Below are 15,881 nucleotides of genomic sequence, written 5' to 3' on the forward strand. Positions count from 1 at the left end.
GGACCTTACGTAAAGCGTTTGTGTCCCGGCTTTGTTTAGAGAGAGACGACGGCATTCTTGAGTCACAGGTGATTGGTATTTTATTTATTGGTGACAGGTTTTTTTTTAAAATTCACATCAAAAACACCAACCCAGACAGCCTGAAAAAAGCTCTCTTTTCCCATCATACCGACCACGCAGGCCCCCAAACTCAATCAGGAGACGGATAGGCTCTTTGTTGTCACTGTGGTTGTATGGAAACGGCACTTAAAAATAAGGTGTATGGCCCGTGCCAAGCCGAAGAATCAGAAAAGACAAGACAATTCCCGCACCTCTTCCTCTCAAATTTATATGGCATCACCCTTCACACGGAAGAAGAGTTGCTTTGACGTCAATTCAACCCCATCGCATTCAATATCATCTCGGATGACGGGATCACCCCATAAGTCCTCAGCATGTTTTTTTTTATCATTGCTTCGAGACGTAACGAACTTGAGGCGAAATATCGTTATGCATTATTCTTTTTGGGTATAGCCCTTAAGCCTCTGCCAGACGCTTCAAAGAATACATCCCGGCAATCCCCTTGACAGGTTTCGGGATTTTATCACGCGTTGTCTGAAAACGATCTCTAAATGTTTCATAGCCCGCTTCAACAAACGCCCGGGAGCCAATAATTCCTGAATCCGTAAAGTAACGGGTCCTGTACCTGAATCGTCGTACGCGGGTCATCTCAAAACCGTCGGCGGTCTCCTCGTCCAGAACCGCCTGTGAAATATTCGCCTTGCCCCTCTTCTCGATGGCCCCTGCGTGATAAAGATACTCACGGTACGTTCGGCCCACCGCCCCCAATTCGGGTGTGCCAATATCCGCAGAGAGAAAATCGTCTCTGTTTCCGGTCTGGACATGATACCCGATGGAGCACCAGCGATAATCTTCAGGCCGCTTGACAATGCCGGCCCGCACGGCGTTTAGATCTATGTAGGCAAGACAATGGATCAACGTATCCCCCTGCTCAACAAGAACGCTTTTGAAACGTTCCCCCCACAAGGTCCCTTTTCGATTTCTCCGCTTGTTGAAGAAACAGGAGAAACGCTGCTTGATGTCCTTCACATAGGCAGACAGGCTGCAAAACCGTTCCCGGTATTCCTCCAACCGCCCCTCGGGAAAGAACATATTTTCCCCATAGAGAAGGTGAAAGCGCCTTCGAACCTCATCATCGGAAACCATGTCCTCCGGGGCTACCTCGATGAGCAAATGGAAGTGATTTCCCATAATCGCAAACCCAAAAACCTCGACACAATAAATCGCTGAAAACCTGCGAATGATGCGTACCAGCTCGTCTTTTTCGACCTTACCGAACGGCAGACCGTCCAACGCGGTTCGGCTGATCACATGGTACGCTGCTTTTTGACCTGAATCCGTGACGACCATACGGGGAACTCGCGGCATACCGGCCTCCTCCCTTGGTCCTGCAGAATTATTTTGTGGATACTGGATTTAGAAGACAGAGAATTCATCAACATTTAAGGACGATAGACACTCACACAGCACTATCACACAGAACTGTATGTTGAGTCCAGCATAAAGAACCTGTCCCCAAACTGGTTTTGCGCTTGACATCATGCGGCTCGGGCTGTAGTGTGCGCTTCGTTGTTGCGGGATGGAGCAGTCTGGTAGCTCGTCGGGCTCATAACCCGAAGGTCAGTGGTTCAAATCCGCTTCCCGCTACCACTTAAAAAATACAAAGGCCCGGAAGAGTCATCTTCCGGGCCTTTTTTGTTGGTGTTGGCAATGGGGATTCACAGAGACGCGAGGCCCCGTCGTCAGCGCCCCACAAAGGCAAGAAACATCTCCACGCCGGCAATGTCCAGCACCACGCCCTCTTTGGAGATAGAAAGAACCCTTGCCCCGTCCACGGAAGCGCCCTCGCGGATAATCTGGCTGTTGATGACAGCGATGCGCCGGGAAGGAGTCTGCGACCACCGCACCCCCTGAAGGCGATAGGTCCCGGAATCGGCCGCAGGCAAGCGGCGCAGCTCGTCTTTGGACAGCTCCGGCACATCAGGCAAAGCAGCGACAGGTTGCCCCTGCCCCTGGGACGCTTGAATTGATTCGGAAACAGGTTCCGGCTCCACAGCGGGTCCGACTGGTGAATCCGGCTCTGATAAAGGCGCCGTCGCACCAGGCGATGAAGCCACCTGGGAAATCGGGCGCGATTGCGTTTCGGCACTGGAAGAGTCTTGGGTGACCGGAGAACTCGGGGCCACCACGCGAAAAACCGAGGTCACACCAAGGGGCGCCTCATCGGCCACGACAGTCGGCCCCCGACCATAGGCCAGATAAAACCCTGCCCCCGCAAGCCCCACACCCGCTACAAACACAGCCACAAAGGGAAGCAGGCGGGCAAAGCCCGTCTTTTGCCGTGGCGCCACCCCTGCGAACCCAACGTTTCCGGCGTGTTTTTCCTCTTCTTCCATTCGCTTCAAGGCTTCCAGAACCGAACTCATGGGATCTCTCCTTTTTGTCGGTCATGGGCGGCTACGCGCTCCGGGGTACCGGGCAATCCGTTTTTCAACGCAGCGGCAAGGGCCACGCGGGTAAGGTCCCCCACCATGCCGTCGGAGAGAATACCATAAGCCTCCTGCAGGGCATGCACCGCCCGAAGGGTCTCGACGTCAAAACGCCCGTCCACGCTCACCCCGTGAAACCCGGCCCGGGAGAGAGCCGATTCAAGGGCGATGACCTCCTGGAGGCCCGAGCGCTCCGTCACCACCTCGGAGAAACCCAGGGGGTTGGTGCAGGCGATAAGGGCCCGACCGGACCAGAGCCTGTCGGCATCGCCCTTAGACAGCTCCACGATCCCTTTGGAAGATTGAAACCGCAACAGCCCATGTTCCTCCGCCCCTTCAAAGACCATAGCCAAGGGCCCCTGGCCGCCGGAGCCGAACAGCATCAGGACCGGCAGGCCGAAGGCCATGGCCCTGTCCAGATCCCCGTCCATGGGCATCACCTCCATGCCCAGGGGCGCGGCCACGGCAGAGAGAAGAAGGTAGGGATCCCCGATGGCCGGAAGCTCGGAGGCCGAGAGTGTGTGCCCCCACGCCCCCATGATCCGGCGAACGCCCCAGGGTACGGACTCAGCAACCCCCGCCTCGTCAAACAAGTCAAACAGGCCGTAGGTGGCCGGAGGGGCTGTACTGGCCGCCCCATCCGTTGCGGCAACCGGAATCCTCTGTGTCGCCTCCGGGTGCCACAGGGAGGTGCCGAAGACCAGAAACCCGGCCATGAACACAATGGCAACTCCCAGCACCGCCACGCCCCACGCCGGCAAGGGCCGCCCCAAAAGGGTACGATCCATGTAGGGCCGGTCCGCAAGCTCCGCCACGGCCTTCTTCACTGCCCCGACGTCCACACGGTCCTTGCCCGCCACATACCCGCAGAGCAGGGCCCGGTCACAACAGATGTTGATGACGCGCGGCGTGCCCCCGGAATAGCGGTACACCTGTGCCCTGGCCCGGGGGGTGAAGAGATCGCCCCGGGCCCCCAGGGAGGCCCGTTTCAAACGATGGATAATGTAGTCATGGGTCTCTTCGGAGGAGAGGGGTTGCAGGCGGCAGGCCAGGGAAATCCGCTGGGCCAGTTGACGGAGTTCATAGCGTTCCAGCATCTCCCCGAGCTCGGGCTGGCCGCAGAGGACGGTCTGAAGCAGCTTGGCGCGGGTGGTCTCAAGGTTGGAGAGAAGGCGAAGCTCCTCCAGGACTTCGATGGAAAGGTTCTGGGCCTCGTCGATGACAAGAAGGGCCTTTTTTCCCATCTCCCGGTTTTCAATGAGGAACCGCTGAAGGGCCGCCGTCAGGTCCGACCGGCTGGAAGACGCGGCGTCGATGCCGAAATCGCGGTTAATGGACTGGAGCAGCTCCACAGCGTTCAAGGTGGGGTTGAAGATGCAGGCAACGGACACCGTCTCGTCCAACCCCTCAAGGAAGGTGCGCAGCAGGGTGGTCTTGCCCGTGCCCACCTCCCCTGTCACCTCCACAAACCCCTCACCGGTCTCAAGGGCATAGGTCAGGTGGCCCAGGGCCTCCTGATGGCACCGGGAAGGAAACAGGTACGATGGCGTCGGCACCAGCTGAAAGGGCCGTTCCTTGAGATGAAAGTGTCGTCGGTACATGTCTTGCCCTGGGTGTGCTTGAAAACAAGCATGTTACTCGTACAGTTTTCGGAAGTCCCGGTTGGTACGGATATACTTACGCCTGAGCTTCGGTTTTTCGATTTTTCCCGTGGGGTTTCGGGGCACCTCGCCGAAAAAGATCTTTCGCGGCCGTTTGTAGCGGGGAAGGTTCTCGCAGAAGGCCTCCAGGGCGTCCCGCGTCATGGAGCGCCCCTCCTTGATCATCACCACAGCGGCCACCACCTCGCCCAGGCGCTGGTCCGGGTAGCCGATGATGCCCACGTCCTGCACATCCGGGTGGGTGATGATGTGGTTCTCGATCTCCACGGGGAAGATGTTCTCCCCGCCGGAGATGATGAGATCTTTTTTCCGATCCACGAGCCAGATAAAGCCGTCTTTGTCCTTCCGGGCCATGTCCCCGGTGCGGAGCCAGCCGTCCACGATGCACTTGGCCGTCTCTTCCGGGTTTTTATAGTACTCGGTCATGACCCCGGGCCCCTTGATGATCAGCTCCCCGGTCTCCCCTCCGGGAAGCTCGTTCAGGGCACCGTCCACCACCTTGGCCGCCCACTGGTGTCCGGGCAGCCCGATGGCCCCCACCTTGTGCTCGTTTTCAAGCCCCAGGTGAACACACCCGGGCCCGGAGCACTCGGTGAGACCGTAGTTGGTATCGTAGTCGTGGTGGGGGAAGAGTTTCTTCCACTCGTCAATAAGGGATGGCGGCACGGGCTGGGCACCGATGTGCATAAGGCGCCAGGCGTCCAGGTTGTACTCGGTAAGCACCACGTCGCCGTTTTCGATGGCGATGAGAATGTCGTGGGCCCAGGGCACCAGGAGCCAGACAATGGAGACCTGCTCTTCGGATGCCACCCGCAGGATATACTCGGGCTTGACCCCTTTGAGGATAACGGTACGCGCCCCCACCTTGAAGTTTCCGAACCAGTGCATCTTGGCGCCGGTGTGATACAGGGGAGGGATGCAGAGAAAGTTGTCGAGGTGGGTCTGCCCGTGGTGGGCGTTTTCCACCTCGCAGGCAAAGGCCAGGTTGCCGTGGGTGAGGCGCACGGCCTTGGGGGTTCCGGTGGTGCCGGAGGTAAAGTAGAGGGCAGCGGTATCGGCCTTGGACAGGGGAACAGGAACAAAGGCTGTCTCGTCCGTATCCATAAGGCTCCCGAGGTGCATGGCCCAGTCCGGGCAGCAGCGCTTGGGCCCGTCGAAGATCCAGTGTTTCACGCTGGAAGAGAGCTCTCCCCTCACCTCTTCCAGGCGGCCGATGAACTCTTCGCCAAAGACAAACACCTCGGCTTCGGCCACGTTGGTGCACAGGGCGATCTTCTCGGCGTCAAAACGGAAGTTCAGGGGAACCACCCAGGCCCCGGTTCGAAGGATGCCGAAGTAGATGGGAAGCCACTCCAGGGAGTTGCTCATGAGCTGAACCACGCGCCCCCCTTTGCTCACCCCGAGCCCCTGGAGGACCGCAGCCAGCTCCGTGGCGTAGGTGTCGAACCCGGCCCAGGTGATTTCCCGCCGGAGATTCTTGGCGGGCTCGCGTTCGATAAGTGAGATTTCGCAACCGTAGAGGGAGGCGTTTTCGGCCAGTATATCCGTAATCAACATAAGGCAACCCTGTAAAAAATGCCGGCGAAAAAAAGTCGGCGCCGCACGCGACATTCCCCGTCCCGCCTTGTCGCTGCCGCCAGCCCGTATGTCCCGGGTGCCCGCAGGCACCACGTGGTCGACTTTTTTCGAAGGCCGTCAAAATAAAAACCAAAAGCAACGGGACCGTAATCAAACCGACCCTGCGCAGAGGGCCTGCCGATCAAGACTTATCACATACCACAGCCCCTGCAGAACCTCTACCCCTGATAGCGCGAAGGCAAGGAGATCCGCATACGGATCCCGCCACCAAAAACAAGGCCCTGACCACCGTTCCACCACCGGGCAGCGCGTCACGTTTTGCCCTGATCTCATCCTGTCGATTCGGCCCAGACAAGCTGCCGGTGGCCAAACATTCGCCCGATTTATGCGTTGGATGCAGCTATTCAGTTGCCTTCGACTTGAGTAATGACGGTTCCAAAAGCCTGCCTCCGGCGGCCAGGTGGGGGCACCTGGAAACCCTGAGGCGAATGCATGGAGGCAGCCATTCTGCATGCGTCACCAGAGCATTCGCCTGATGTGTGAGCAACCGCCTTTGCACGAGAGGCCCCCTTCATTCTTCTTGAATCACGATGAAATGAATATAGGGTTCCCTATGACTTTAACCGGAATAACTTCGGCGGGTCGCTTTATTGAAATTTCGGATTAATGCCTGTTTATCAAATTTTCAGAATTTGGTCCCCCGGCAGGGCCACCGGAGGCAATGCGGTTAAATCGACAATGAGCAAGCAGCGACAACGTATCCTGTGACGTCGAAGCGTGTGAGCCAGCCCGCACAAACCCTCAGCGTTTATGTCGGGCGCAGCCCGAGCCGAAGGCCTGCTGTTTCCACCCACGTTAACCATGGAAGGCTTACTTGATCTGTAGGTTTACCGTTGGATTTGACAAACGAACCTCACCCCTTGAGCCCCCGAAAGCGGCGACGTTCCCTTACAAAGGGAGAGTCCACCTCGGCTTCGGCCCAGCGCACCATGTTGCGGATCATCCCCTGGAACACCAGCTCATGGAAGGGTTTGACAGCAATCCAGTAAAGACGCCCCAGAAAGCCCGAAGGGTAGAAAATCGCGGTCTGGTGGATCCACACCCGGTCGCCTTCGGTCTTTACCTCAAACTCCAGCCACGCCTTCCCGGGCAGCTTCATCTCCGAAATCAGCCGCAGGAGCTGGCCCTCTTCAAACCGCTCCACTCGCCAGAAATCAAGGTGGTCTCCGCTTCGGAGCTCCCGTCGGTGGGGCCGCCCGCGCCTCACCCCCACCCCGCCCATCCAATAGTCCACGGCCCCGCGGACCCGCCAGAGAAAGTTGAAGGCGTACCAGCCGTTTCGCCCCCCGATGCGGGCTATGGAAGAGAAGGCCCGGCCCGGGGTTGTGCTCACCCGGCGACTCCGCTGGTCAATGTACCGGGCCCCCATCCAGGAGGTCTCCGGTCCCGGCGGCTTGCCCCCGGCCGAAGAGACCGCGTCGGTCCACCGACTCTCGGCAAAGGCCCGCTCCTCGTTCATCAGGGCCCTTCGGATCGCCTCCCGGGCGCTCATGGGCTCCACGCTGAACAGCTCCCGGGCAGACGGGTCATGCACCACGGTCTGGTTTTTCACCCCCTCGATGAGTTTTTTTCCCACCCGGGCGTATACAGGGGTCACCAGCCCCAGCCAGAGGCTGCTCACCCCGGGGGTGAGGATGGGTACAGGAATCATGAGCCGGGAAAGTCCGCGCTCCCTGGCGTAGGCCTCCATGAGATCCTGATAGGAGAGGGGCTCGGAGCCCCCCACTTCGACGACGCGGCTCTCGGACAGGGGCAGGGTTACGGCTTCGGTCAGGTACCGGATCAGGTCTTCGATGCCGATGGGCTGGGCCATCACCTTGACCCAGCGGGGCAGGAGCATCACAGGGAGTCGCTCGGTGAGCGCCCGCACCAGCTCAAAGGAGAGACTCCCCGAACCAATCACGATGGAAGCCCGGAATTCCAGGGTGGGCACCGACGAGCGCCTGAAAATCCGCCCCACCTCCTGGCGGCTTCGAAGGTGGGCCGACAGGTTCGGCCCTTCCCCCAGTCCCCCAAGGTAAATAATCTTACGAACGCCGGCACGCAGGGCAGCCCCCACAAAATTGGTGGCCGCCTTTCGGTCCATCTCTTCAAAGGCCCCTGTGGCGCCCATGGAATGAATCAGGTACAGGGCCGTGTGAACACCCTCCATGGCCTGATCCAGGGAGGGCACATCAAAGACATCCCCCTTGGACACCTCGGTGCCCTCCGCCGTCCGGTACTTTAGAAAGGCCGCGCGCCTTGCCAGACACCGCACACGAAACCCCTCCCCTTCAAGAACGCGAAGCAGACGCCCCCCCACATACCCCGTGGCTCCGGTCAGCAAAATCAACGGACGTTCATCCATAATCCACTCCCTGTGTTCAATGGTCTCTCATCGCCCACGCCAGCCCTTACCCCTTACCCCTTACCCCTTACCCCTTACCCTTTAGCCCTTTAGCCCTTAGCCCTTAGCCCTTAGCCCCCATTATACACCACCTCACCCCTTCAGAAAGTCGTTTTGTCCCAAAGGGTTGACTCCCTGTGGACAAAACCGAAAAACCCGTGATAGGCTGAGACCGTTTTCATCGGGCCTATCAACACCCCCAGGCCCGTGCATCGCAGGAACACACGCATCAGTCATCGTTTTTTCCGAAACGCATTTTACCGAAAAACGCGCCCGGCCCGCGAATCTATTGCCAGGCACCCATGCCATCGTCAACGGAACGTCGTTCGGTTTCTCTTACGCCATGTTTCATGTCAAGGAGGCTCGATGTTTGACACCCTGTTCTCGCCCATCGCAATCCACTCGCTCACCGTTAAAAATCGCATCGCCTACCCGTCCCTCGGCCTTCTCTACAGCTGGGACCGCAAGTTAAACGACCGGTACGTAAACTACTTTACCGAAATCGCCCGGGGCGGCGCCGGCATCGTCACCGTGGGTCCCGTGGGCGTGGATTTCATCGGATCCGGCCTGGCGGTCCTCGGCCTGGACACGGACGAGACCATCCCGGACTTTCTCCGGGTCACCGACGCCATCCGGGCCCAAGGGGCCTCCCCCTGGACCCAGCTGTTCCATGCCGGTGCCTACACCCACCCCATTCTCATCAACGGCGAGGCCCCCATGGGCCCTTCCGCCGTCTACTCCCCCTACTCCAAGGCCACCCCACGGGAAATGAGCCCCGATGACATCCACACGGTACAAAAGGCCTTTGAAGACGCGGCGGCACGGGCCGTAAAGGCGGGCTTTGACGGTGTGGAGATCATTGCATCGGCAGGCTACCTCCTCACCCAGTTCCTCTCCCCCAAAACCAACAAACGCACCGACGACTACGGGGGGAGCTTTGAAAACCGTCTCCGGTTTCCCACGGAGGTGATCGCCGCCTGCAGGAAGGCCGTGGGAGGCGAATTTCCCCTGTCCGTGCGCATGGCAGGCAACGACTTCGTCCCGGAGAGCAACACCGATGAGGTGACCCCCGCCATTGCCCGGGCCTATGAAAAAAGCGGAGTCAACCTCATCAACGTCACCGGTGGCTGGCACGAGTCCAGGGTGCCCCAGCTCCCCATGGAACTGCCCCGCACCGGCTACGCTTACCTGGCAGCCACGGTCCGCAAGGCGGTCTCTGTTCCCGTCATGGCCTCCAACCGCATCACCACCCCCATGGACGCCGAGCGGCTCTTAAGCGACGGCTACTGCGACATGGTGAACTTAGGAAGGGTCCTCATCGCCGACCCCTTCTGGCCCGCCAAAGCCCGCCAAGGTCGCGTCGACGAGATCCGCCCCTGCGTGGCCTGCTCCCAGGGCTGCACCGACGAGATCTTCAGCGGCATGCCCGTCACCTGCATCGGCAACCCCCGGGCCGGATACGAAGCCGAGCGCATTGTCCGGCCCACCACCGCCCCAAAAAAGGTGATGGTGGCAGGGGCAGGCCCTGCAGGACTGGAGGCCGCGGTCACCGCCGCACAGATGGGCCACCGCGTGCATCTCTTTGAGGCTGGGGACACCATCGGCGGCCAGATCAGCCTGGCCGCCACACCACCCCACAAAGAAGAGCTCCTGGAATACATCCGCTACTACCGTGCCATGCTGGCCCGGCACAAGGTCGCCGTCACCCTCTCCTGCCCGGTCACCCCGGAGCTGATCCGACAGGAGTGCCCCGACCATGTCTTCGTGGCCGAAGGGGCGGAACCCACCCGACCCCCCATCCCCGGGGCCCAGGACGATAAAATCCTCTCATCCTGGGATGTCCTGAAAAAAGACCGCCCCCTGGGAAAATCCGTTGCCATCGTGGGCGGCGGGGCCGTGGGCCTTGAAACCGCCCTGCACATTGCCGTCAAGGGCACCCTCTCCCCGGAGATGTTCCACTTCCTCGCGACCCACGACGCGGTCCCGCCGGAGAGGCTCAAAAAAGGACTTTTCACCGGCAACCACCGGGTCACGGTCTTTGAGATGGCGCCCAGGGCCGGAGGGGACATGGGCCGCTCCACCCGATGGATCATGATGGACAACCTCAAACGATACGGGGTCCGCCTCGTCACCGGGGCCACCGTGACCAGACTGTCAAGGGAGCAGATCTGCTGGGAAGACGGCAAAACCGAGCAGTCCGAAGCCTTCGACACCGTCATCCTGGCCACGGGCTCCCGGTCCGTGACCGCCCTTTCGTCCGCCCTGCCCGGCCTCGGTGTCCCATTCACCGTCATCGGAGACGGCCTGACCCCCGGAAAATTCAACCACGCCATCCACGGCGGGTTCCTTGCCGCCCTTCAACTGGATGCCGGGGGCTGAGCCCAAGCCCGGACAGATTACAAAAGGTCAGCATTCCGAACGCATAAGTCGTTATTACAGTTGATCACCGATAAAAAGTGAGACATTTGCAACATATCATTCACCGTTTTCGGCTCGTAAAATATCCGGCTTAGGTGGGTCGTTTTTTACAAACGCCCCACCGCCCCCACCTGCCTGGCCCGACAAAAAAAACTACGTCTACAATATATCTCTCCTTCCCGTACCAAAACCCGATCCAGCCCCCACGCGCCCATTTATTATCCAATTTTAAAGCCTTCATACATTAAAGTGCGGCCACCACAAGTCAGATTGACTTGGCAGGTCATTATGTAGTATGCAACATAAACAACTCAACCACCCCGTATCGCGGTTCAGCAAAGGGTAAAAAGTTCCACAGGGACTCGAATCATATAAGGAGAGAGTACAATGCAAAGCGACTACTATCTGGTGGAAAAAGAGGGCCCCATCGCCACGGTGTGGCTCAACCGGCCGGACAAGAAAAACGCCATGAACCCGCCTGCCTGGGTTGACAGCGTGGGGGTGTTCAAAGAGCTGGACGAAGACCCGGAGGTCCGGGTCATTATCGTGGCGGGCAAGGGAAAAGACTTCTGTGCGGGCATCGACCTCTTTGAGATCATCGGCATGCTCCCCGAGCTCCTCGACCCCGAGCAGAAAGGGGGCGTGAAATGGCCCCTGCTCAGCAAACTCAAGCTCATGCAGGACGGCCTCACCGTCATCGAGCGGATCCGCAAGCCCGTCATCGCCGCGGTGCAGGGCAAATGCATCGGCGGCGGCCTGGACCTCATCTGCGCCTGCGACATCCGCCTGGCTTCTGCCGACGCCACCTTCTCCCTGAGGGAAGCTGCCGTGGGCATGGTGGCGGACATGGGCGTCCTCCAGCGCCTGCCCCTCATCGTGGGCCAGGGTGTTGCCCGGGAGATGGCCTTCACCGCCAAGTTCATCGACGCCTCAAGGGCCCGTGACGTGAGCCTTGTCAATGAGGTCTTTGAAGACGTCGACGCCCTGTACGCCGGTGCCCGCGCCCTGGCCGAGGAGATCCTGGGAGCCGCCCCCATCGCGGTGCAGGCATCCAAGGACGTCCTCAACAACGCCATCGCCTCCCAGATCGACGAGGGCCTGAACTACGTGGCCGCCATCAGCGGCAACATCGTCCCCTCCAACGATCTCATGGAAGCGGTGACCGCCATGGGCGAAAAACGTGCCCCTAAATTCACCGGCACCTGATCCGTTCCAACACACCGACACCCCAAGCCCCCTGTTGCGAGTCATATGGCCCGCACCAGGGGGTTTTTTATGAAAAACAGGTCTTAAACAAGCCGTTCCAGGCGCCGCCGAAGCACGGGTGCACTGTGACCGTTTTTTGCGGAGCATTTAAAAAAAAGCCGGAAGCATAGCGATTACATCTGAGAATGTTTACGAAGCGATGTTAGTCCTGCTCCGGGACCGCCAGGGTCGCCACCACGGGGAGATGATCGGAGATATGGAGGGTATCTTCGGACCGGACCCGGGCCGATGTCACGGCGAGTTGCCTGGAGCACACCAGGTAATCCAGGGTGCGGTCGGGCCCGGAGATGCCCGGGTCGTTGGGAAAATGGGTGTAGTGGGGAGACGGCCCCCGGGGGTCGGTGTCGTCAAGGCCGGGAATCACCGTGTACCGGCTGAACAGGGGCGTCATTTCCCCTTCCGGGTTGAACAGGGCCCGCTGCTCCTCGTCAAGGGCCTCGTACTGGCCGGGGGGTAGCAGGTTGAAGTCGCCCCCTGAAATGACGGGGGCACCCTGCCGCTCGAACACACGGATCACATGCTCCAGGGCACCGAGCTGACGGGCAAGGAGGTCCGGCGTTACCGGAAAAGCCTCCAGGTGAAGATTGATCAGGGCCAGGCGCCCCCCGCCCGCAACCGGAAGTTCGGCGGTCAGCAGGCACCGCTGGAGATTGAGGCGTTCGGTGAAAAAATTGCCCCCAGCCCCGGGCAAGGCGATGCGGACGGGGGCCTCCATGCGGTAGCGAGAATAAATCACCAGCTTCATGCCCACAGCCCCCATGATCTTCGGGTGGGGTACAAAGCGGGCTTTCCAGTAAAAGGCCTCGGCCTTGAAAGGGTAACGGGTCTTTAGCAGGCTCTCCAGCCTCGCGGCCTGATCCTGTCCGTCGGTACGGGAAGCCCCGTGGTCCACCTCCTGGAGCAGGAGGATATCCGGTGATTCATCATCCACGACACGGGCCGCTTCGGCAAAGGTGGCGTCCATATCCTGTGGAGACGGACGTTTGTCCGGCCCGGAAAACCCGGGAAGGTCATAGTAAAACACATAGTTCTTCCCGGCAAAATACTGCACGTTCCAGCTCATGACCGTAAGGCTCTGGCCGGGCGAAAGGGCAGGCCCCTCTCCGGCGGTGAGGCTGGCCGAGGCCACCGCCTCAAAACGCTCCCCGCCCCGATACACCCAGACCGCGGCCACGAGAAGCATCACGAGACTCCCGGCACACAGAATGCCAAGGCATTTCACCAGTCCGTACATCGCATCTCCCCCATGCCCCATGGGCGTTGGCCACCCGGCCTTGCGGCGTCGCCCGCAGGCCTGTGTTCTGGTTTTTCGTGCTTCCGCATATCATACCCCCCAAACGGAAAAAAAGACAGCGTCTCGTATTGACGCGTTGCGAAACAATGACGCTCCCCATCGCCCCTGCGAATCGTAAAAAAGCACACCCCGTCTCCCCCCGGCATAAAATGCCCTTCCAGGCGACTCAGCCCTTTCCTACCCGAACGGTCTTCGCGGAAAGCCTGGGCAAAAAATGTTGATTACTCGACAACTTAATTTTGACTCACTGATGCCAAATGCAGCTTGACATCCTCTTTAACCGCGACTATAGACAATAGACACTTCTCGCATATGAGAAGTCGAACACGTCTTACATACCTACTTCTTTTTTGTCTTAAATTCGTTCATTGATGGGATCACTCAAGGGCTCGTCCGCATTCCGGCCTGCCCGTGCACATGGCAGTGGTCATGCACCCCATGGTCCATAAACCGCGACACCCGCCGGGGAGAATCGCAAGGGGCGATGAAAATCCACTGACCGCATACGTTCCCAAGCCCCGATCCATCGCACCAAGACGCTTTTCACGGGTCTTTTTTTCATATAGCCGACCTCGTTGCCTGACAGGGCTCCCTTGCATGTAGCCCAGGAGGCGGAGCTATGCCCGGCCACAGCCGTCGCATGGTCCAGCAGCCCCCCACTCCGTCCGAGCTCCCTACGCTTTCACTTCAGGAGGAATCCCATGGCAGTATTGACGTATCCAGGTGTTTACATGGAAGAGGTGTCCAGCGGTGTCAAGCCCATCGAAACAGCGGGCACCTCAACGGCGGCTTTTTTCGGCGTCGCCGAGCAGGGCCCCATCGGGTCCGTAAAAAAGATCTTTAACTTCACCGAATTCCAGGCCACCTACGGCGGCTTCATGAAAGGGTATTTCCTTGCCCACGCCGTCTACCAGTTCTTCAACAACGGAGGAAGCCAGTGCTATGTGGGCAGGGTGGCGGCAGGTGCCGACACCTCCGGGGTCACGGTCCAGGACCGAGGCACCACGGCCCAGGAGAGCCTCACCTTTTCCGCCGTCTCCCCGGGGGCCTGGGGAAACCGGCTCATGGTTGTCGTGGACAGCGACGCCTCCGACGATCCCCTCAATGCCTTCACCCTCGCCATCTACCGGGACAACGACACCCCGGACGGCCCGGCCGTACGGCTCGAAACCCACGAAGACCTCTCCATGAACCCGGCCTCTCCCCAATACGTGCAAACCGCGGTGAATGCCCGGTCCGGCGTACTCCGGGTGGCCGTCAACGAGGCCAACAGCAACCAGATCCCGGGCTACAGCCAGGGCGGTGCCATTGCCGAAGGCACCCTGCTGGGGGAAAACCAGCGCCAGATCGGCATCAACATCCACAACGACGGGTACCGCACCGTGGACCTCACCGAGGCCCTGGAAGAAGCCGATCTCACCGACCTGTCGGCCGTCGCCGCGGGCTTGCAGGCCGCCCTGCGGGCCCTGGTCCCCTTAAGGGACTCCACCCCGGCAGATGCCTACCAGGTGACGGTCTCCGTGGAACAGACCGACCGGATTCGCATCACCTCCGGCCACACCTCGGCGGACTCCCGGGTAGAGGTGGTCGACGGACCCGATCCCCTGACCAATGCCTCGGCTGCCCTCCGCCTCGGCACGCGCAACGGAGGCATCGAGGTGGAGGGGTCCTCGGCCATGCGCCCCCAGAACAGCGCCCCGGATGCCCCCTACCTTCTGGGGGACGACACCGTATCCGGTGCGGTCACCGCTATCCGCCCCGGCACCGACGGCACCCTCCCGCTAGGCGACATCGACTACATCAATGCCCTGAACTGGCTGGACACCGTCTTGGACGTCAGCCTCATCGCCATCCCGGGCATCGGCACACCCGCCGTGGCCGACGCAGGCATGGCTTACTGCCGGAACCGCCCGTTAAGCGACTGCTTTTACATCGCGGACATGAATATTGAGACCACCACCCTTGAAGGCGCCATGGCTTACAGAAACGCCATCAACACCCCAAACTCCTTTGGCGCCGTTTATTTCCCCTGGCTCAAGGCCCTGGACCCCACCGGGCTCAGCCCCGAACCCATCACCGTCCCCCCGTCCGGCTACGTGGCGGGCATCTACTCCCGCACAGACGCCAAACGCGGCGTCTGGAAAGCCCCGGCCGGAACCGAGGCCATGCTCAGCGGTGCCGTGGGCCTTGCCGCCGACCTCACGGATTCCCAGCAGGGCAACCTCAACAAGCACAAGAAGAGTGTCTGCGTCATCCGAAAGTTCCCGGGCTCCGGCATCGTTCTCTGGGGTGCCCGCACCCTGAGCTCCGACGCGGAGTATCGATACATCCCGGTTCGGCGCATGGCCATGATGCTCAGGGTAAGCATCTACAACGGCATCCAGTGGACCGTCTTCGAGCCCAACGACGAGGAGCTCTGGTCCCAGATCCGCCTGAACATCAACTCCTTCATGATGACCCTCTTCCGCCAGGGTGCCTTCCAGGGCGCCACGCCGTCCAAGGCCTTCTTTGTCAAATGCGACGGCGAAACCACCACCCAGGCCGACATCGACCGGGGCGTCGTCAACGTGCTGGTGGGCTTTGCCCCCCTCAAGCCCGCGGAGTTCGTGGTGGTCAAGCTCAGCCAGGCCGCAGGGCAACGATAGCTCAACCTCCGACACCTATCCAAC

Annotated in this window: 9 protein-coding genes and 1 tRNA gene; 4 read left to right on the forward strand and 6 right to left on the reverse strand. The window is 60.1% G+C overall.

What is annotated here, in order from left to right; all coding sequences use genetic code 11:
• Positions 1–516: 516 nt before the first annotated feature.
• Entirely contained in the window at positions 517–1,428 is a 912-nt protein-coding gene (locus tag MSL71_RS19975; RefSeq protein ID WP_180143851.1) for a transposase, read from the reverse strand.
• A 205-nt stretch (positions 1,429–1,633) separates the two neighbouring features.
• Between MSL71_RS19975 and MSL71_RS19980 the strand changes: the two genes are divergently transcribed.
• Positions 1,634–1,710: transfer RNA gene (locus MSL71_RS19980), tRNA-Met, on the forward strand.
• A gap of 92 nt (positions 1,711–1,802) precedes the next feature.
• Here the strand turns inward: MSL71_RS19980 and MSL71_RS19985 are convergent.
• The 4 genes from MSL71_RS19985 to MSL71_RS20000 form a co-directional block, all read right to left on the reverse strand.
• Positions 1,803–2,486, reverse strand: a complete 684-nt coding sequence (locus MSL71_RS19985; RefSeq protein WP_180143853.1) for a hypothetical protein — start codon at positions 2,484–2,486, stop codon at positions 1,803–1,805.
• Positions 2,483–4,150, reverse strand: a complete 1,668-nt coding sequence (locus tag MSL71_RS19990) for an AAA family ATPase (protein WP_180143855.1) — start codon at positions 4,148–4,150, stop codon at positions 2,483–2,485. Before MSL71_RS19990 ends, MSL71_RS19985 begins: the two co-directional genes overlap by 4 nt.
• 33 nt (positions 4,151–4,183) lie before the next feature.
• The gene (locus tag MSL71_RS19995) at positions 4,184–5,767 is read right to left on the reverse strand and encodes a class I adenylate-forming enzyme family protein (RefSeq protein ID WP_180143856.1); all 1,584 of its coding nucleotides are present in this window, start codon (positions 5,765–5,767) and stop codon (positions 4,184–4,186) included.
• A gap of 934 nt (positions 5,768–6,701) precedes the next feature.
• On the reverse strand, positions 6,702–8,195 hold the full coding sequence (locus MSL71_RS20000; protein WP_180143858.1) for an SDR family oxidoreductase: 1,494 nt from the start codon (positions 8,193–8,195) through the stop codon (positions 6,702–6,704).
• Positions 8,196–8,600: 405 nt separating this feature from the next.
• Between MSL71_RS20000 and MSL71_RS20005 the strand changes: the two genes are divergently transcribed.
• Positions 8,601–10,613: an oxidoreductase gene (locus MSL71_RS20005; RefSeq protein WP_180143860.1), complete on the forward strand. Its 2,013-nt coding sequence runs from the start codon at positions 8,601–8,603 to the stop codon at positions 10,611–10,613.
• A gap of 426 nt (positions 10,614–11,039) precedes the next feature.
• Positions 11,040–11,858, forward strand: a complete 819-nt coding sequence (locus MSL71_RS20010; protein WP_180143862.1) for a crotonase/enoyl-CoA hydratase family protein — start codon at positions 11,040–11,042, stop codon at positions 11,856–11,858.
• Positions 11,859–12,060: 202 nt separating this feature from the next.
• On the opposite strand, the gene MSL71_RS20015 is transcribed toward MSL71_RS20010, so the two are convergent.
• Positions 12,061–13,152: an endonuclease/exonuclease/phosphatase family protein gene (locus MSL71_RS20015; protein ID WP_180143864.1), complete on the reverse strand. Its 1,092-nt coding sequence runs from the start codon at positions 13,150–13,152 to the stop codon at positions 12,061–12,063.
• A gap of 761 nt (positions 13,153–13,913) precedes the next feature.
• Here MSL71_RS20015 and MSL71_RS20020 point away from each other — a divergent pair.
• Positions 13,914–15,857: a phage tail sheath family protein gene (locus MSL71_RS20020; RefSeq protein ID WP_180143866.1), complete on the forward strand. Its 1,944-nt coding sequence runs from the start codon at positions 13,914–13,916 to the stop codon at positions 15,855–15,857.
• Positions 15,858–15,881: the final 24 nt, after the last annotated feature.

The organism is Desulfoluna butyratoxydans (genome assembly GCF_900699765.1).
Taxonomy (GTDB): Bacteria; Desulfobacterota; Desulfobacteria; order Desulfobacterales; family Desulfolunaceae; genus Desulfoluna; species Desulfoluna butyratoxydans.